The sequence below is a fragment of the Micromonospora inyonensis genome (genome assembly GCF_900091415.1).
GTDB classification, from domain to species: domain Bacteria; phylum Actinomycetota; class Actinomycetes; order Mycobacteriales; family Micromonosporaceae; genus Micromonospora; species Micromonospora inyonensis.
In genome coordinates, this window is sequence record NZ_FMHU01000002.1 from 706,954 (window position 1) to 724,274 (window position 17,321).

Here is a 17,321-nt window from a genome sequence, read left to right on the forward strand (position 1 = left end):
CCGGTCACCCATCCGAGGAGGGGGCGGTCGCCGTGCGCGCCGGTGAGCTGTTGCGTCAGCTGGACGAGCGGTTCCTGCCGTCGCTGGCCCGGGCCGTGGACGGCCGCGCCCCCCGTCCTCGGCTGTTGGGCTGGGTCGCGCTCGTCTCGGTGAGCGCGGTCCTGCTCACCGCGGTCTGGACCACCGACCGCCCGCCGACCGGCGACCGGACGGTGGGCGAGGTGACCCGGGTCGGAGTGGGCCAGGGCGACTCGATTCCCGGCTACCTGCGCTCCGCCGGAGACGAACTCGCCGCGCTGCCCGACCCGGCCCCGTCGGCGTCCGCCGGGTCGACCTGGGCGCTGGTCTCCCTGGCGGAGTACCTGCCGCCGGACCGGCTCGCCCCGGTGCTCGGGGACGTTCCGGTCTCCGCGGTCTTCGGGCGGGTGCCGCTGCCCGGACGGCAGACTCAGATCGTGCGCATTCCGGCGCTGCGCGTCCCCGAGGACGTACGCGCCGGGATGGTCGAACTCGCCGACCGCAAGGACCGGGAGGCGGCCGACTACCGGACCCGCAGCGCGGAGCTGACCGGCGAGGGGCCGCGCGAGCGGGAGCTGCGCCAGCTCTACGACAGCGGTGCCGAGGTGTCGGCGGCCGAGGCGGCGGCGTACCGGGCCGGTTGTTCCTGTGTGTACGCGGCGGTCGTGCGGGCCGAGCCGCCCCGGCTGCGGACGGTGGCGGCCCGCCCCGGCGTCCGGGCGGTGGACCCGGCACCCGAGGTCGATCGGCTGGACCGGGCGGTCTTCACCCCGCCCCTGCCCGAGCAGGAGGACCTGGTCCGCCCGCCCACCGACGAGCGGCTGCCGAGCGCGCCACCGTCCTTTACGGCCACCGGCGACCCTACCGCCACCGGCACACCGGAAGGTACCGTGACCAGCGCCCCGGCCCCGACGGCACCGACCAGCCCGCCCCGACCGGGCGGGACGGCCACGGTCCCGCCGGAGCCGTCCGGGGCGAGCACGTCCGCGGCGATCGACGGGGACGGTTCCGAACCGACACCGTGAAGCCGGCGACGGGGAGGTGCGCGCACGGGTGTGGTCCGAATAGGGTTGGCTTCGTAGCCTGTCAGGCGGAGACCGATGGCGCTGGGGAGGGCGAGCCTTGGACGGCACCGAGACCGGTTGGGGTCGGTCAGCCGAACCAGCACCACGTTGGCGCACGCTGCTCGACCGGGCTCGGCTCGGTGGCCGCGGCGGCGGGGAGCAGGTCGAGACCGACCGGGAGGTGGACGCACCGTTCCTGCCGCCGGCACCGGACCCGTTGCCCCGGCGCAGTGGTGGCAACGGCTACGCCGGGCGGGCGCGGGCGATCGAGCCGGCGTCCGGCGGGGAGTACCGCTCGGATCCGGGGTACCCGGTGGAGCCCGACCGTCCGGTCGAGTCGGCGTACCGTGCCGACTCCGGATACCGGGCTGATCCTGGGTACCGTGTGGAACCGGTCTACCAGGGCGGAACGGCGTACCCGGCCGAGTCGACCTACCGCGTCGAGCCCGCCTACCGCACCGACGCCGACTCCGGCTACCGCGCGGGTTCCGGTTACCGCGCCGAGGACGGCTACCGCGCCGAGGACGGCTACCAGTCCGAGGACGGCTACCGCTCCGGCGACGGCTACCGGCCCGGCGAGGGCTACCGCGCCGACGACGGCTACCGCGCCGGCGACGCCTACCGCGCCGACGACGGCTACCGCGCCCAACCGGCCTACCGGCAGCCCGAGCCGGCGTACCCGGCGGAACCGGCGTACCCCGCCGAGCCGAGCTACCGGGCGGAGCCGGCCTACCCCGTCGAGCCGGCCTACGTGATGCCGGTGCAGCCGGTCTACCAGCCCGAGCCGGCCCACCCGGTCGAGCCGGTGTACCGGGAGCCGGCCCCGTCGGCGGAGTCCCGGTACGCGCTGCTGGAGCAGTACCGGCACAACCCCTACCCCGCCGAGAGCCGCTACGGGGCGTTGGAGGGCGGCTACCGCCAGCCGGAGCCCGCGTACCCGCCGCCGGTGGCGCGGGCGGCGGTGCCGGCGGTCGTCGACCGGAGCTACCCGGCCCGGCTGGAGTGGCGCCCGCAGTCCGTCGAGAGCGAGCAGGAGCACGCCGCGGCGATCCTGCGGCGCGACTTCGGCACCCCCCGGGTGCTCGCCTTCGCCAACCCGAAGGGCGGGGTGCACAAGACCACCGCCACCGTGCTGGCCGCCGCGACGGTGGGCAGTGTGCGGGGGCGGGGTGTGCTGGCCTGGGACGACAACGAGCTGCGCGGCACCCTCGGGTTGCGCGCCGGCAGCGCGCGACACGCCCGGACGATCCGGCACCTGATCGCCGACCTCGCCACGATCGAGATCAGCCAGGGCCCGGACCTGGTGGAGCAGCTCGACGACTACCTGCGGCACGCCTCCGACGGCTCGTACGACGTGCTGGCCGGAGAGGAGAGCCCCCGCTTCGCCCAGAAGCTCGACAAGTACACCGTCCAGCGGGTGCTCGACCTGCTCCGCCGTACCCACGACGTGATCTGCGTCGACACCGGCAACAACGTGGAGAGCCCCAACTGGCGGGCGGTGATGAACGCCGCCGACCAGCTCGTGCTGACCACGGTGCCCCGGGAGGACGCGGCGTTCAGCGCCGACTGGATGCTGGACCTGCTGCACGAGGTCGGTATGGGCGAGCTGGCCGACAACGCGGTCACCCTGCTCTCCTGTCCCAACCCGGACCGTTCCCCGCTCCTGGACGACCTGCAACGGCACTTCGCCACGCGGACCCGGGCGGTCGCGGTGGTGCCCTACGACCCGGCCCTGGAGACCGGCTCGTCGATCGAGTACCACCAGCTCCAGCCGGCGACCCGCGAGGCGTGGCTGAGCGCCGCCGCGGTGATGCTGGAGCCCTTCGCCCGGTGACGTCGTGGTCGGCCACCGCCGTGCCACCACGTCGGGCTGCCTGAGAGGATCACCGGGTGAGCCCGGCAAGCCCCGATCCCGACCGTCCCGTCGACCCCGCCGACGCGGCACACCCCCCGCATCCCGGCGCCGACGGACCGGCTGTCGCCGCGCCTCCGACCGGCGTCGGCCTGCCGGCCGGCGCAGGCGGACCGATCGGCGTCGACGGACCCGGTGGCGTCGGTCTGCCGGCCGGAGCCGACGTACCGGTCGCGCCGGCCCGGTGGGCGCCCGGCCGGATGGTGGCTGCGCTCGGACTACTGACCCTGCTGGGCGTCCCCCTCGGGCTGCTCTGGGCGGCACTCGCCCCCGGCACGCCGGTGATCAAGAGCGCCGACGGGGCGGTCTACGCCGAGGCCCAGCCGGAGCAGCCGATCGCGGCGGACGGTTGGTTCAGCCTCCTCGGCCTCGGGTTCGGAATCCTGGTGGCGCTCGGTCTGTGGTTCCTGTTGCGCCGGCACCGGGGTCCACTGGGGCTGCTCGTGGGCGTTCTCGGCAGCCTGGGCGCGGCCGTGGTCGCCTGGCAGCTCGGCCGGCGGATCGGGCTGGCGGAGTTCCAGCGGCTGCTGGTCGAGGCACCCGTCGGGCGGCACTTCGACAAACCGGTCGACCTGCGCGCGGGCGGCGTCGACCAGGTGCTCGGAGTGCTGCCGGTGCCGCACGGCAACCTGCTGCTGCCGGCGTTCGCCGTCGCCGTGACGTACACCCTGCTGGCCGGCTGGTCCCGGTGGCCGTCGCTGCGCCCGGAGCCGGAGCAGGTCAGTTGGGTGCCGGCGGGGACGCCAGTTCCCGCAACGGCACCGGAACCGCCCGCACCTGACGCAGCAGAGCCGCCTCGCGGTTGAGCAGCCGCAGCTCGGCGCGGAGCCGGCCGGCGGTCTCGTCGATGGCGAGCAGCCGCTGCCGATCGGCCACGGTCAGCGCGGCGGTCGCCGCGACCAGGTGGGACAGCACCGTCGGGTCGTCGGGCAACTGCTCGGCGATCGCCTCCGGATCCGGTCGGATCAGCGCGAGGTACTGCCGGAAGACCGCGATCACCCGGGCCGCCAGCAGCCCGGTGGCCTCGTCGGGGTCCTCCGGTTCGGGCAGCCACTCCACGTCGGCGGTGAGGTACGGCGCGGCGTGCTCGTCGACCCGGGCCAGCCGGAACCGCCGCCGGCCCACGGTCACCACGTCGAAGCCGCCGTCGGCCAGCTCGGTGACCTGGCGCAGCTCGGCCGTGCAGCCCACCTCGTGCAACGTCATCCCGGCCAGCCCCGGCGGCGACCCGTCGGCCGGTGCGGGCGGGGCCACCTCGGAGCCGCGCTCGATCGCCACCACCCCGAACTCCCGGGAGGCACCCTCGGGAGACGCGACCAGGTGGCGGATCAGCGCGCGGTATCTCTCCTCGAAGATGTGCAGCGGCAGCACCAGTCCGGGGAAGAGCACCGTCTGGAGCGGGAACACCGGCAGCCGTGCGGTCACGCCGTCGAGGGTAGCCCGATCCGGTGGGGCGTGGCTCGCCTCACCGTCCCGGCGTTCGGACGCCCCACGGCCCCCGCGCGCCCGGCCGCCTAGACTCGCGGTGTGCTGAATCGGATCGACCTGCGGGGGAGCGACACCGACCCGCGCCGCCTGCTGCCCCGCGCCCGGCTCGACGTCTCCGCCGCGGTCGAGCGGATCCGCCCGCTCGTCGAGGCCGTGCGGGAGCATGGTTACCCGGCGATCCGGGAGGCGAGCGAACGGTTCGACGGGGTGGCCCCGGAACAGCTGCGGGTGCCGGTCGAGGCCATCGCCGCCGCCGAGGGGACGCTCGACCCGGACGTGCGCGCCGCGCTGCTGGAGTCGATCGCCCGGGCCCGCCGGGTCCACGACGACCAGCGCCGCACCGACCACACCACCCGGGTGGTGCCCGGCGGTACGGTCACCGAGCGCTGGGTGCCGGTCGACCGGGTCGGTCTCTACGTCCCCGGTGGCCTGGCGATGTATCCGTCCACCGTGGTGATGAACGTGGTCCCGGCCCAGGCCGCCGGGGTCCGTTCGCTGGTCGTGGCCAGTCCGCCGCAGCAGGACAACGGCGGCCTGCCCGACGCGCGCGTGATGGCCGCCTGCGCCCTGCTCGGCGTCGACGAGGTGTACGCCGTCGGTGGCGCCCAGGCGGTGGCGATGCTGGCGTACGGGTCGACCACCGACGCCGCCGGGACGACCCGCTGCGCACCGGTCGACATGATCACCGGGCCGGGCAACATCTGGGTCACCGCCGCCAAGCGGCTGCTGCGCGGCGTGGTCGGCATCGACGCCGAGGCGGGCCCGACCGAGATCGCCATCCTCGCCGACGACACCGCCGACCCGGCGCACGTCGCCGCCGACCTGGTCAGCCAGGCCGAGCACGACCCGCTGGCGGCGAGCGTCCTGGTCACCTGCTCGGTGGCGCTGGCCGACGCGGTGGACCGCGAGCTGACCCGCCAGGTGGCCGCCACCAAGCACGTCGAGCGGGTCACCACCGCGCTCACCGGGGAGCAGAGCGGCATCGTCCTCGTCGACGACCTCGCCGCCGGGCTGCGGGTGGTCGACGCGTACGCCGCCGAGCACCTGGAGATCCAGACCGTCGACGCCCGCGAGTGGGCGTTGCGGGTGCGCAACGCCGGGGCGGTCTTCGTCGGCCCCTGGTCGCCGGTGTCGCTCGGCGACTACTGCGCCGGCTCCAACCACGTGCTGCCCACCGGCGGCTGCGCCCGGCACTCCTCCGGTCTCTCCGTGCAGTCCTTCCTGCGCGGCATCCACCTGGTGGAGTACACCGAGGCGGCGCTGCGCGAGGTGGCCGGGCACGTGGTCACCCTGGCGACCGTGGAGGACCTGCCCGCGCACGGCCAGGCGGTGCGGGCACGCTTCCCCGGGGAGGCCCTGTCATGACCGCCCCCGACGACCGGCCGGTCGGCACGGGCCCCGCCGACCCGGCCCGGACCCGACTGGACGACCTGCCGATCCGCGACGACCTGCGCGGCATGCGCCCGTACGGCGCGCCGCAGCTCGACGTGGCGGTGCGGCTGAACACCAACGAGAACTCCTACCCGGTGCCGGGGCCGGTGGTCGAGGCGATCGGCAAGGCGCTCGCCGCCGAACTGCGTGACCTCAACCGCTACCCGGACCGGGACGCGGTGGCGCTCCGCGCCGACCTGGCCGGCTACCTGGGCCACGGACTGACCGGCGAGCAGGTCTGGGCGGCGAACGGCTCCAACGAGATCCAGCAGCAGCTGCTCCAGGCGTTCGGCGGCCCGGGGCGGGTGGCGCTCGGCTTCACGCCCGCGTACTCGATGCACCCGCTGCTGGCGCTGGGCACCGGCACCGCCTGGCAGCCGGCCCGGCGCGGCGCGGACTTCGGGCTGACCGTCGACGACGCGGTGACGCAGGTCCGCGAGCACCGTCCGGACGTGGTCTTCCTCTGCTCACCGAACAACCCGACCGGCACCGCGCTCGACCCCGAGGTGGTGGCCGCCGTCCTGGACGTCGCCGGCGGCATGGTGGTGGTCGACGAGGCGTACGCCGAGTTCGCCCGCCCCGGCACGGTCAGCGCGCTGGCGGTGCTTCCCGGCCATCCGCGTCTGGTGGTGACCCGGACGATGAGCAAGGCGTTCGGGTTCGCCGGCGGGCGTCTCGGCTACCTGGCCGCCGACCCGGCCGTGGTGGCGGCGGTGCAGCTGGTGCGGCTGCCGTACCACCTCTCCGCGCTGACCCAGGCCGCCGCCCGGGCGGCCCTGGCCCACCGGGACGCCCTGCTCGGCACGGTGGCGGCGATCAAGGTGCAGCGCGACCGGATCGTCACCACCCTGCGTGACCGGGGCCTGCGGGTCGCCGACAGCGACGCCAACTTCGTCCTCTTCGAGGTCGGCGGAGACCAGTCCGTGGCGTGGCGGGCCCTGCTGGAGCGGGGTGTGCTGGTCCGGGACGTCGGCCTGGCCGGCTGGTTGCGGGTCACCGCCGGCACCCCGGCCGAGACCGACGCCTTCCTGGCCGCGATGGAGGAGATCCGGTGAGGACAGCGTGCGCCCCGCAGTCGCGAACGAGAGGTTACCCAGCATGAGCCGGACCGCCCGGGTGGAGCGGACCACCAAGGAGACCAGGGTGCTCGTCGAGATCGACCTCGACGGCACCGGCGCGGCGGAGATCAGCACCGGGGTCGGCTTCTACGACCACATGCTGCACCAGATCGCCCGGCACGGCGGCTTCGACCTCACCGTGCGGACCGTCGGCGACCTGGAGATCGACGCCCACCACACCATGGAGGACACCGCGCTCGCCCTCGGCGCCGCGTTCGACCAGGCGCTGGGGGACAAGGCCGGCATCCGGCGGTACGGCTCGGCGACCGTCCCGATGGACGAGGTGCTCGTCCGCGCCGCCGTCGACCTCTCCGGCCGACCGTACGTGGTGCACGACGAGCCGCTGCTCACCCCGTACATCGGGCCGGTCTACCCGACCAGCATGACCCGGCACATCTGGGAGTCGTTCGGGCAGGCGGCCCGGATCACCCTGCACGTGGACGTGCTCCGGGCGGCCCGGCCCGGCGGCCACCCGGACGCGCACCACGTGGTGGAGGCGCAGTTCAAGGCGGTCTCCCGGGCGCTGCGCGAGGCCACCGCGGTCGACCCGCGCTCGGCCGGCGTGGTGCCGAGCACCAAGGGGGCGCTGTGACCGCCGCAACGGGGTGCCGCTGATGGACACGGTGCTCCCCTCGTTGCTGCTGATCCTCGCCGGCCTCCTGGTCGGCGGGGCGGTCTCCCTGCACCGGCAGGGCGCCGCCCGGGGCGTGGTCGTGGTGACCGCCCTGCTCGCCCTGCTCGCGGGCGTCGGGGGCGTGCTCTGGCTGATCCCGGTGGTGACCTCGTGAGCCGCGTCGTGGTGCTCGACTACGGGTCGGGCAACCTGCGGTCCGCCGAGCGGGCGTTGCAGCGCGCCGGTGCGGACGTGACGGTCACCGCCGACCTGGCCGCCGCGGCCGCCGCCGACGGGCTGGTGGTGCCGGGCGTCGGGGCCTTCGCCGCCTGCATGGCCGGGATCGAGGCGCTCGGTGCCGGCCCGGTGATCGCCGACCGGGTCGCCGCCGGGCGACCGGTGCTCGGCATCTGCGTCGGCATGCAGGTGCTCTTCTCCCATGGCGAGGAGCACGGGGTGGTGACCCGGGGGCTGGGTCTGCTGCCGGGCGGGGTGACCCGGCTGGCCGCCACCCGGCTGCCGCACATGGGCTGGAACACGCTGCGCCCGCCGGCCGAATCGACGCTCTTCGCCGGGCTGCCGGAGGGGGGACGGTTCTACTTCGTCCACTCGTACGCCGTCGCCGACGTGGCCGCGCTGACCGCCGCCGGTGCCGTGGTGACCACCGCCCGGCACGGGGACGACTTCGTCGCCGCCGTGGAGCGGGGCGCGCTCTCGGCCGCCCAGTTCCACCCGGAGAAGTCGGCCGACACCGGTGCCCTGCTGCTGCGCAACTGGTTGGGCACGCTGTGACCGGCGATGGCTGAGCACGGTCGGGTCGGCCGGTGAGCAAGGAACGGGCCCGGCTGCGGGCCGCCCGGGAGGCCGAACGGGAACGGGACCGGGCCGTACGGGCCCGCCGGGTGGCCCGGCGGGAACGCCGTCGCGCGCTGCTGCGCCGGCTGAGGCCGGGTGGGCGGCGGCGTACCGGCCGCCTGCTGGCCCGCCGGAGCCGGGCCGAGCGCGCCGGCATCGTGGTGCTGACCCTGGCCGTGCTGGGGTCGATCTGGACGCTGGTGCCCGATCCCGCGCTGCGGGTGCTGCTGATGGTGCTACTACTGCTCGTACTCCCGGCGATCGTGGTGATCGCCCTGGACCGCCGTACCTGATCCGAGGAGAACACGTTGAGTCTGACCCTGCTGCCCGCCGTGGACGTCGCCGACGGGCAGGCCGTCCGTCTCGTGCAGGGCGCCGCCGGTAGCGAGACCACTTACGGCGACCCGCTGGAGGCGGCGCTGGCCTGGCAGAACGACGGCGCGGAGTGGATCCACCTGGTGGACCTCGACGCCGCCTTCGGTCGGGGGTCGAACGCCCCGCTGCTCGCCGAGGTGGTGCGGCGGCTGGACGTGAAGGTGGAGCTGTCCGGCGGGATCCGGGACGACGCCTCGCTGCGCGCCGCCCTGGCCACCGGTGCGGCCCGGGTCAACATCGGTACCGCCGCGTTGGAGGACCCGCAGTGGTGCGACCGGGTCTGCGGCGAGTACGGCGACCGGGTGGCGATCGGGCTGGACGTGCGGGGCCGTACCCTCGCCGCGCGGGGCTGGACCCGCGACGGCGGCGACCTCTACGAGGTGCTGGAGCGGCTGGACAAGGCGGGGGCGTCCCGGTACGTGGTGACCGACATCACCAAGGACGGCACCATGCGCGGGCCGAACCTGGACCTGCTGCGCGAGGTCTGCGCGCGTACCGACGCCCCGGTGATCGCCTCCGGCGGTGTCTCCACCCTGGACGACCTGCGGGCCCTGGCCACCCTGGAGCCGGTCGGCGTAGAAGGCGTGATCGCCGGCAAGGCGCTCTACGCCGGCGCGTTCACGGTGGCCGAGGCGCTGCGCGTGCTCGCCGACGCCTGACCCGGCACCCCGGCCCGGCACCCACCGGGCCGGGTCCCGTCCAGCCAATTGAGTTGTGCGCAATCGAATTGCGCGCTACCTTTTCCGGGTGGACGACGACCTGGTGCTGCGCCGACAGGTGTGCTTCGCGCTCTACACCGCCTCCCGGGCGGTCACCGACGTCTACCGGCCGATCCTCGACGAGCTGGGGCTGACCTACCCGCAGTACCTGGTGCTGCTGGTGCTCTGGGAACGCGGCGAGGCCGCTCCGACCGTCTCCGAACTCGGCACCGACCTGCGGCTCGACTCCGGCACGCTCTCCCCGCTGCTCAAGCGGCTGGAGGGGGTGGGGCTGCTGGTCCGCCGCCGGGCCGCCCGCGACGAACGACGGGTGGAGGTCGAGCTGACCGCCGCCGGCCGGGCACTGCGGGAGCGGGCCTGCGACGTGCCGCACCGGGTCGCCGCGTCCACCGGACTCACCCCCGACGAGCTGGTCGCGCTCCGCGACACCCTCACCCGGGTGACCGAGACCATCCACCGACACAAGGGGAAGTGACCACCATGCAGGTGCTCTACACCGCTGCCGCCCACGCCACCGGCGACGGCCGCGACGGCCACGTCCGCACCTCCGACGGCACCGTCGACCTCGATCTGGCCGTGCCGAAGGAGATGGGTGGCGCCGGCGGCGCGGCCAACCCCGAGCAGCTCTTCGCCGCCGGGTACGCCGCCTGCTTCCACTCCGCGCTGCGCCTGGTCGCCCGCAGGGCCAAGGCCGACGTCAGCGGCTCGGTGGTGGACGCCGAGGTGGGCATCGGCCCGAACGGCGACGGCGGCTTCACCCTCACCGTCGGCCTGGTGGTCGACCTGCCGTCGGTGCCGCGTGCCGTCGCCGAGGACCTGGTCGCCCGGGCCCACCAGGTGTGCCCGTACTCCAACGCCACCCGGGGCGCGATCGACACCACCCTGACCGTCCGGGACGCCGCATGACGGTGAACCGGGAGATCCACCTCGCGTCCCGGCCGGACGGCTGGCCCACCCCGGAGAACTTCCGTCTGGTCTCCACGTCCGTCCCGACCGCCGGGGACGGCCAGCTCGTGGTCCGCAACGTGGTCATGTCCGTCGACCCGTACATGCGGGGGCGGATGAACGACGTGAAGTCCTACGTCCCGCCGTTCCGGCTCGACGCCCCGCTCGACGGCGGCGCGATCGGCGAGGTGGTGCAGAGCCGGGCCGCGGGGTACGCCCCCGGTGACCTGGTGCTGCACGGCCTCGGCTGGCGGGAGTACGCGCTGCTCGACGCCGGCTCCGCCCGCCGGGTCGACCCGGCGCTCGCGCCGGTGAACGCGTACCTGAGCGTGCTCGGGATGACCGGCCTGACCGCGTACGCCGGCCTGCTGGAGGTCGCCGGCATGCGTGCGGGCGAGACGGTGTTCGTCTCCGCCGCCGCCGGTGCGGTGGGCAGCCTGGTCGGGCAGATCGCGAAGCTGCGGGGCGCGGCGCGGGTGGTGGGCAGCGCCGGCTCACCCGCCAAGGTCGAGCGCCTGCGCGCGCTCGGCTTCGACGCCGCCTTCGACTACCACGACGGCCCGGTCCGCGACCAGCTCCGCGCCGCCGCCCCGGACGGGATCGACGTGTACTTCGACAACGTCGGTGCCGACCACCTGGAGGCGGCCATCGCCGTGCTGCGCCCGCACGGCCGGGCGGCGATCTGCGGCATGATCGCCCACTACAACGCCACCGAGCCGCCGCCCGCCCCGCGCAACCTGGCGCTGGTGATCGGCAAGCAGCTCACCCTGCGCGGGTTCCTGGTCAACTCCTACGGCCACCTGCGCGGGCAGTTCGTCGAGGAGGCGTCCGGCTGGCTGCGGGAGGGTCGGCTGCACCAGGACGAGACCGTGGTCGACGGCATCGAGAACGCCCCGGCGGCCTTCCTCGGCCTGCTCCGCGGCGAGAACCTCGGCAAGATGCTCGTCCGCCTGTGAGATCCACCACCCCACCCGGCTGGTAGCCGAGATTCCACCCACCCCTCGGGTGGAAACAGGGCTTCCGCCCACCTCACCGACCCAGGTGGAAGCAGGGGTCCCCTGTTACCGCTTTTTGTCGAGGAGGGGACCCCTGCAGGCACCCAGCACCCGGCACCCGGTGCCCGGCACGCGTCGCCCGGTGCCCGGCACGCGTCGCCCGGTGCCCGGCACGCGTCGCCCGGCGCCCGGCGTGTGCCGGCACGGGCCGGGGGCGTCGGCGGGCCGGGGTGGCGGAACGGGGTGGGCGGTAGGCTCGCGGCATGACGGTGGCGGTACGGGTCATTCCCTGTCTGGACGTGGACGCCGGACGCGTGGTCAAGGGCGTCAACTTCGTCGACCTGCGGGATGCCGGCGACCCGGTCGAGCTGGCCGCGGCGTACGACCGGGCCGGCGCGGACGAGCTGACCTTCCTCGACGTGACGGCCTCCTCCGACGACCGGGGCACCATGCTCGACGTGGTCCGCCGGACCGCCGAGTCGGTCTTCATTCCGCTCACCGTCGGTGGGGGCGTGCGCCGCGTCGCCGACGTGGACGTGCTGCTCCGGGCGGGCGCGGACAAGGTGGGAGTGAACACCGCCGCCATCGCCCGTCCCGAGCTGATCGCCGAGATCGCCGAGCGGTTCGGCCGGCAGGTGCTCGTGCTCTCCCTCGACGTGCGACGGGCACCGGCCGGCACCACCGACAGCGGGTTCGAGGTGACCACCCACGGCGGACGGCGGGGCACCGGCCTGGACGCGGTGGAGTGGGCGCACCGGGTGGCCGTGCTCGGGGCGGGCGAGATCCTGCTCAACTCGATGGACGCCGACGGCACGAAGGCCGGCTTCGACCTGGAGTTGATCCGCGCCGTGCGGGCGGTCGTCGACGTGCCGGTGATCGCCTCCGGCGGGGCCGGGGCGGTGGCACACTTCCCGCCGGCCGTGGCGGCGGGCGCCGACGCGGTGCTCGCGGCCAGTGTCTTCCACTTCGGTGAGCTGAGCATCGGTGACGTCAAGGACGCCCTGCACGCCGCCGGGCACCCGGTCCGGCTGCCGGTGGCCGCCCCGGCCGGGGTGCCCGCCGAGGCCTGACGTCTCCAGCTGGAGCCGGTGGCCCCGGCCCGTCGGAGTCCCCCCCGGGTGGGCGGATCAGCCCCGGTCGCGGTCCGGACCGCCGCCCTCCGGCGAGCGGCGTGGGGTCGGAATCGACCGTTTGACGTACTCGTGGACGGCGGCGGCGTGCTCCTCCTCCGGCAGCACCCAGTCGGCCTGTCCCGGCGCGTGCCGCCGGCCCAGCGCGGTCTGCACCGTGTCGACGGCGGTGGAGAGCCCGGCGGCCGGTCGGGTCCGCCAGAGCTGCTCACCGGCCGGTGTGATCCGGAACCAGCCGTCGGTGACGCTGACCAGACCGGCACCGGCCAGGCGACGCACCGCCGTCTCCACCTCGTGCCGCTGCGGAATCGCCTGGTTGAGGTGGTCGGCGGTGGAGAGCACGTCGGTGAGGCGGACCCCCTCCGGCCGCCGGCTCGACGGGGCCCGGCGGTGCCGTCCGGCTCCGCTGGCGATCACCAGTGCCACGAAGATCCAGGCGTCCGACCAACGCCATCCCTCAGCCCCCATGGGAAAATGATGCCGGCTGAGTGGCCCGGAGTAAAACACCCGGTTCGGCGCTCGCGGGACGCCCAGCTCAGACCGGTTCGGCCAGTGGTCGTACCGGCGCGTCGGCGCCGGAGACGGTGACCAGGGGCAGGAACGCCTGGGTCAGCGGGCCGATGGCCAGCGCGTAGGCGACCGTCCCGACGCCCACCGTGCCGCCCAGCAGCCAGCCCAGCGCGAGTACGGCCACCTCGATGACGGTTCGGACCAGGCGGACCGACCGGCCCGGGTGACGGGCCACGTACCCGGTCATCAGCCCGTCGCGCGGCCCCGGACCGAGTCGGGCGCCGAGGTAGAGCGCGGTGGCCAGGCCGTTGAGCAGGATGCCGGCGGCGAGCAGCGCGGTCCGGGCGGCGACCGGGCGGAGGTCGGGCAGCAGCGCGAGGCTGGCGTCGATCACCAGACCGACGACCAGGACGTTGCTCACCGTGCCCGGGCCGGGACGTTGCCGCAGCGGCAGCCAGAGCAGCAGCACCAGCAATCCGACCAGGATGGTGGCGGTGCCGAAGGAGAGCCCGGTGTGTCGCGCCAGCCCCTGGTGGAAGACGTCCCACGGGTTCAGCCCGAGGTTCGACTCGATCATGAAGGCCATGCTGACGCCGTAGAGCGCCAGTCCGGCGAAGAGCTGGACCAGGCGTCGGGGCAGCCGGTCACGGAGGTTGCCAGTCGGGGCCATGCATGCCAACCTAAGGGCCAATCGCGGCGGTTCGAGAGAGCCAATTGGGAGGGAGTGGCCATGACCAGCCAGGTTCGCGGGGGACAACTGGCCCGCCTGCTCGGTCAGTGGCATGCGCTGCCGGGCCGCCGCCGGTCCCCGGACTACGCCGCTCTCGCCGCCGCCGTCCGGGGCCTGCTCGCCGACGGCCGCCTGCCGCTGGGGGTACGCCTGCCGGCCGAGCGGGAACTCGCCGAGGCGCTGCGGATCAGCCGGACCACGGTCACCGCCGCCTACCGGGCGTTGCGCGAGAGCGGGCACCTGACCAGTCGCCGCGGAGCGGGGAGCTGGACCATGCTTCCCGGCGGTCACCGGGTCGCCAGCTCCGGCCTGTGGACCCCCCAGGACGACCTGGACATGATCGACCTGGGCATCGCCGCGCTGGCCGCCCCGCCGGAACTGGTCCCGGCCACCCGGGCCGCCACCGAGGACCTGCCCCGCTACCTGGGCAGCGCCGGCTACCACCCGACCGGGATCATCGAGCTGCGGGAGGCGATCGCCCGCTCGTACGCCGAGCGTGGCCTGCCCACCAGCCCCGAGCAGATCATGGTCACCAACGGCACCCAGCACGCGTTGGACCTGGTGCTGCGGCTGGCGCTCGCCCCGGCCGGCAGCGTGCTCGTGGAGTCGCCGACCTACCCCAACGCGCTCGCCGCGCTCGCCGCGCGACGGGCCCGGATCGCCACCCACGGGCTCGCGCTCGACGCCGGCTGGGACGCGGACCTGCTGCTGGCCAGCATCCGCCAGTCCCGACCGCGGCTGGCCTACCTGATCCCCGACTTCCAGAACCCGACCGGCCACCTCATGCCGGTGGACCTGCGCGAGCGGGTGGTCGGGGCGGCCCACGCGGCCGGGACCGACCTGGTGGTCGACGAGTCCTTCGTCGACCTGCCGCTGGACGGCACGCCGGTGCCCCCGCCGACCGCCACCTTCGACCGGCACTCGCGGGTGATCACGATCGGCGGGATGAGCAAACCGTACTGGGGTGGATTGCGCATCGGCTGGGTGCGCGCCTCCGCCCCGCAGGTGCAGCGGCTGGCCGCCGCCCGGATCGGGGTCGACATGTCCAGCCCGGTGCTGGACCAGCTCGTCGCGGTCCACCTGCTCGCCGACGCGGCGACGATCGTGGCCGCCCGCCGGACGCAGCTCGCCCACCAACGGGACGCGCTGCTGGCCGCGTTAGCCGAGCGGCTGCCGCAGTGGCGGGTCACCGTGCCGCGCGGCGGGGTGACCCTCTGGGCGGAACTGGACGGGCCGGTCTCCAGCGCCCTGGCCCGGGCCGCCGAGGAGGTCGGCGTACGCCTGGCACCCGGCCCCCGGTTCGGGCTGGACGGCACGCTGGAGCGCTTCCTGCGGCTGCCGTTCACCCTGCCCGCCGCCGATCTGGTCGACGCCGTGCACCGGATCGCCGCGGTCCGGTACGACCTGGACCGGGCCGGCCGTCCGCAGTGGCGCGAACCCTCCGTCATCGCCTGAGCGCCGCCCCCGGGCAACCGTCCGGCGCACGGACCCCTCGTCCGGCCGGGACACGGGCTGGCCCCGGGCGGTTCCCTCGCGACGAGGGTCCGCCCGGGGCCGGGTGGTGGGTCAGATCTCGGCGAGCGCGCCGTCGTACATCTTCTCGATCTCGGTGGCGAAGTTGCTCTCCACCCCGCGCCGCTTGATCTTGAGCGACGGGGTGATCTCGCCGTCCTCGATGGTCAGGTCGCGCGGCAGGATGGTGACCTTCTTGATGGTCTCCCAGCGGTTGAGCTTGCTGTTCAGCTCCGCGACGTACCCCTCGACCATATCCTTCGCCTGCGGCGAGGTGGCGATCGCGGTGTAGTCGCGACCCGCCAGCGGCCCGCCCGCCGCCCAGCCCTTGATCGCGTCCGGGTCGAGGGTGACCAGCATCGTGCAGAAGTTGCGGGCCTGGCCGATCACGAGAGCCTGCGAGGTGTACGGGCAGATCGCCTTGAACATGCCCTCAATGTGCGACGGCGCGACGTACTTGCCGCCGGAGGTCTTGAACAGGTCCTTCTTCCGGTCGGTGATCTTCAGGTAGCCGTCGGCGTCCAGCGTGCCGATGTCCCCGGTACGGAAGAACCCGTCCTCGGTGAAGGCGGTGGCGGTCTCCTCGGGCAGGTTGTGGTAGCCACGCATCACCGGACGGCCCCGGAGCAGGATCTCCCCGTCGGTGTCGATGCGGCACTCCAGGTCGCCCATGGCCTGCCCGACGGTGCCGATCCGCAGCCCGTCCGGCCGGTTGACGAAGTTGCCGGCGCTGGTCTCGGTGAGGCCGTACCCCTCGGAGATCGGCAGGTTGGCCGCGGCGAAGAAGGTGGCGATCTCCGGGCTCAGCGGAGCGGACCCGGAGACCAGCACGCGGATCCGGCCGCCGAGCCGGTCCTGGATCTTGCTGAACACCAGCTTCTCGGCCAGCCGGTGGCGCAGCCGGAGCCCGCCCGGGACCGGCTTGCCGGCCTGCTCCAGGGCGACCTTCTCCTTGCCGACCCGGACCGCCCAGGCGAAGATCTTCGCCTTCACGCCGCCGGCGTCCCGCGCGGTGGTGACCGACTTGTTGTAGACCTTCTCGAAGACCCGGGGCGCGCCGCACATCAGCGTCGGACGGACCACGGAGAGCAGTTCGACCAGCTTGTCCACCCGGCCGTCGACGTAGGTCGGCAGGCCGACGTGGGTCGCCCCGCAGAGCAGGGTTTTGCCGAACGAGTGGGACAGCGGGAGCCAGAGGTACTGGAGGTCGTCGCTGCGGAGCAGCCCGACGTCGGCCTGCGCGACCCCCTCCCAGCACCAGCCGCCGTGCAGCAGCTCGACGCCCTTGGGGCGGCCGGTCGTCCCGGAGGTGTAGATCAGCGTGGCCAGGTGGTCCGGTCCGAGGTTCTCGACGATCCCCTCGACGAGGCCCGGCTCTGCGGCCAGCGCCCGTGTGCCCTGCTCCTCCAGCTCGGCGAGGGTGAGCTGGGGGACGGCCGCGCCGGGGTCGGCGGTGCCGTCGAAGAGGACCACGTGGGTCAGCGCGGGCAGGTCGGCCCCGGCGATCTTGGCAGCCTGGGTGGGGTTCTCGGCGAAGAGCACCCGCGAGCCGGAGTCGGCGACGATGTAGCAGGTGTCCTCCGGCTCGGTGGTCGGGTAGACCGTGGTGGTCGCCCCGCCCGCGCACATGACGCCGAGGTCGGCGACGACCCACTCCAGCCGGGTGTTGGCCAGGATGGCCACCCGGTCCTCGAGTCCGACACCCAGACCGTGCAGGCCGGCGGCGACCGCCTTGGCCCGGTGCCCCACCTGTTCCCAGGTCAGCCAGACCGGTCCCGAGTCGTCGGGGGCGGGATGGGCGAAGGCGGGGCGGTCCGGGGTGGCCGCCACGCGCTTGAGGAACATGTCCGGGATCGAACGGTACGGTACATCGAGAGCCATCGCTGTAACCGCCTTCAGGGGTGGT

General features: G+C 74.4%; 19 protein-coding genes. 15 read left to right on the plus strand and 4 right to left on the minus strand.

The window, feature by feature from the left end; translation table 11 throughout:
- Positions 1-32 precede the first annotated feature (32 nt).
- The 3 genes from GA0074694_RS18140 (at position 33) to GA0074694_RS18150 (ending at position 3,800) form a co-directional block, all read left to right on the plus strand.
- The gene (locus GA0074694_RS18140) at positions 33-1,043 is read left to right on the plus strand and encodes a hypothetical protein (protein ID WP_091459947.1); all 1,011 of its coding nucleotides are present in this window, start codon (positions 33-35) and stop codon (positions 1,041-1,043) included.
- A 97-nt stretch (positions 1,044-1,140) separates the two neighbouring features.
- Positions 1,141-2,916 (plus strand): MinD/ParA family ATP-binding protein, encoded by a 1,776-nt coding sequence (locus GA0074694_RS18145; protein ID WP_091459950.1) that lies wholly within the window; start codon positions 1,141-1,143, stop codon positions 2,914-2,916.
- 56 nt (positions 2,917-2,972) lie between these two features.
- Entirely contained in the window at positions 2,973-3,800 is an 828-nt protein-coding gene (locus GA0074694_RS18150) for a hypothetical protein (protein ID WP_091459952.1), read from the plus strand.
- Here GA0074694_RS18150 and GA0074694_RS18155 read toward each other — a convergent pair.
- A complete protein-coding gene (locus GA0074694_RS18155) occupies positions 3,715-4,419 on the minus strand; it encodes an LON peptidase substrate-binding domain-containing protein (RefSeq protein ID WP_091459954.1) in 705 nt (234 codons plus the stop codon). The two genes, GA0074694_RS18150 and GA0074694_RS18155, sit on opposite strands and share 86 nt — an antisense overlap.
- Positions 4,420-4,521: 102 nt before the next feature.
- On the opposite strand from GA0074694_RS18155, the gene hisD reads away from it, so the two are divergent.
- The 11 genes from hisD (at position 4,522) to hisF (ending at position 12,603) form a co-directional block, all read left to right on the plus strand.
- On the plus strand, positions 4,522-5,847 hold the full coding sequence (hisD, locus tag GA0074694_RS18160; RefSeq protein ID WP_091459956.1) for a histidinol dehydrogenase: 1,326 nt from the start codon (positions 4,522-4,524) through the stop codon (positions 5,845-5,847).
- Entirely contained in the window at positions 5,844-6,968 is a 1,125-nt protein-coding gene (locus tag GA0074694_RS18165) for a histidinol-phosphate transaminase (RefSeq protein WP_091459959.1), read from the plus strand. Before hisD ends, GA0074694_RS18165 begins: the two co-directional genes overlap by 4 nt.
- 43 nt (positions 6,969-7,011) lie before the next feature.
- Entirely contained in the window at positions 7,012-7,623 is a 612-nt protein-coding gene (hisB, locus tag GA0074694_RS18170) for an imidazoleglycerol-phosphate dehydratase HisB (protein WP_091459962.1), read from the plus strand.
- A gap of 22 nt (positions 7,624-7,645) precedes the next feature.
- Positions 7,646-7,819: a hypothetical protein gene (locus tag GA0074694_RS31755; protein WP_176737996.1), complete on the plus strand. Its 174-nt coding sequence runs from the start codon at positions 7,646-7,648 to the stop codon at positions 7,817-7,819.
- Positions 7,816-8,436: an imidazole glycerol phosphate synthase subunit HisH gene (gene hisH / locus GA0074694_RS18180; RefSeq protein ID WP_091459966.1), complete on the plus strand. Its 621-nt coding sequence runs from the start codon at positions 7,816-7,818 to the stop codon at positions 8,434-8,436. The genes GA0074694_RS31755 and hisH overlap by 4 nt, the downstream gene beginning before the upstream one ends.
- Before the next feature lie 32 nt (positions 8,437-8,468).
- Entirely contained in the window at positions 8,469-8,792 is a 324-nt protein-coding gene (locus GA0074694_RS18185; protein WP_091459969.1) for a hypothetical protein, read from the plus strand.
- Positions 8,793-8,807: 15 nt separating this feature from the next.
- On the plus strand, positions 8,808-9,533 hold the full coding sequence (priA, locus tag GA0074694_RS18190) for a bifunctional 1-(5-phosphoribosyl)-5-((5-phosphoribosylamino)methylideneamino)imidazole-4-carboxamide isomerase/phosphoribosylanthranilate isomerase PriA (RefSeq protein ID WP_091459972.1): 726 nt from the start codon (positions 8,808-8,810) through the stop codon (positions 9,531-9,533).
- Between the two features lie 88 nt (positions 9,534-9,621).
- On the plus strand, positions 9,622-10,068 hold the full coding sequence (locus GA0074694_RS18195; protein WP_091459974.1) for a MarR family winged helix-turn-helix transcriptional regulator: 447 nt from the start codon (positions 9,622-9,624) through the stop codon (positions 10,066-10,068).
- 5 nt (positions 10,069-10,073) lie between these two features.
- Positions 10,074-10,499 carry an organic hydroperoxide resistance protein gene (locus GA0074694_RS18200; protein WP_091463369.1) on the plus strand — a complete coding sequence of 142 codons (426 nt, stop codon included), beginning with the start codon at positions 10,074-10,076 and terminating at the stop codon, positions 10,497-10,499.
- Positions 10,496-11,494 carry an NADP-dependent oxidoreductase gene (locus GA0074694_RS18205; protein WP_091459977.1) on the plus strand — a complete coding sequence of 333 codons (999 nt, stop codon included), beginning with the start codon at positions 10,496-10,498 and terminating at the stop codon, positions 11,492-11,494. The genes GA0074694_RS18200 and GA0074694_RS18205 overlap by 4 nt, the downstream gene beginning before the upstream one ends.
- 302 nt (positions 11,495-11,796) lie before the next feature.
- Complete coding sequence (hisF, locus tag GA0074694_RS18210) at positions 11,797-12,603, plus strand: imidazole glycerol phosphate synthase subunit HisF (RefSeq protein ID WP_091459979.1); 807 nt, start codon at positions 11,797-11,799, stop codon at positions 12,601-12,603.
- Between the two features lie 57 nt (positions 12,604-12,660).
- On the opposite strand, the gene GA0074694_RS18215 is transcribed toward hisF, so the two are convergent.
- Together GA0074694_RS18215 and yczE are read right to left on the minus strand one after the other, a co-directional pair.
- The gene (locus tag GA0074694_RS18215) at positions 12,661-13,131 is read right to left on the minus strand and encodes a hypothetical protein (protein WP_091459982.1); all 471 of its coding nucleotides are present in this window, start codon (positions 13,129-13,131) and stop codon (positions 12,661-12,663) included.
- Positions 13,132-13,198: 67 nt separating this feature from the next.
- A complete protein-coding gene (gene yczE / locus GA0074694_RS18220) occupies positions 13,199-13,843 on the minus strand; it encodes a membrane protein YczE (protein WP_091459984.1) in 645 nt (214 codons plus the stop codon).
- A gap of 60 nt (positions 13,844-13,903) precedes the next feature.
- On the opposite strand from yczE, the gene yczR reads away from it, so the two are divergent.
- A complete protein-coding gene (yczR, locus tag GA0074694_RS18225; protein WP_091459987.1) occupies positions 13,904-15,358 on the plus strand; it encodes a MocR-like transcription factor YczR in 1,455 nt (484 codons plus the stop codon).
- 111 nt (positions 15,359-15,469) lie between these two features.
- Here the strand turns inward: yczR and GA0074694_RS18230 are convergent, their stop codons facing one another.
- On the minus strand, positions 15,470-17,296 hold the full coding sequence (locus GA0074694_RS18230; protein ID WP_091459989.1) for an AMP-dependent synthetase/ligase: 1,827 nt from the start codon (positions 17,294-17,296) through the stop codon (positions 15,470-15,472).
- Between the last annotated feature and the right edge of the window lie 25 nt (positions 17,297-17,321).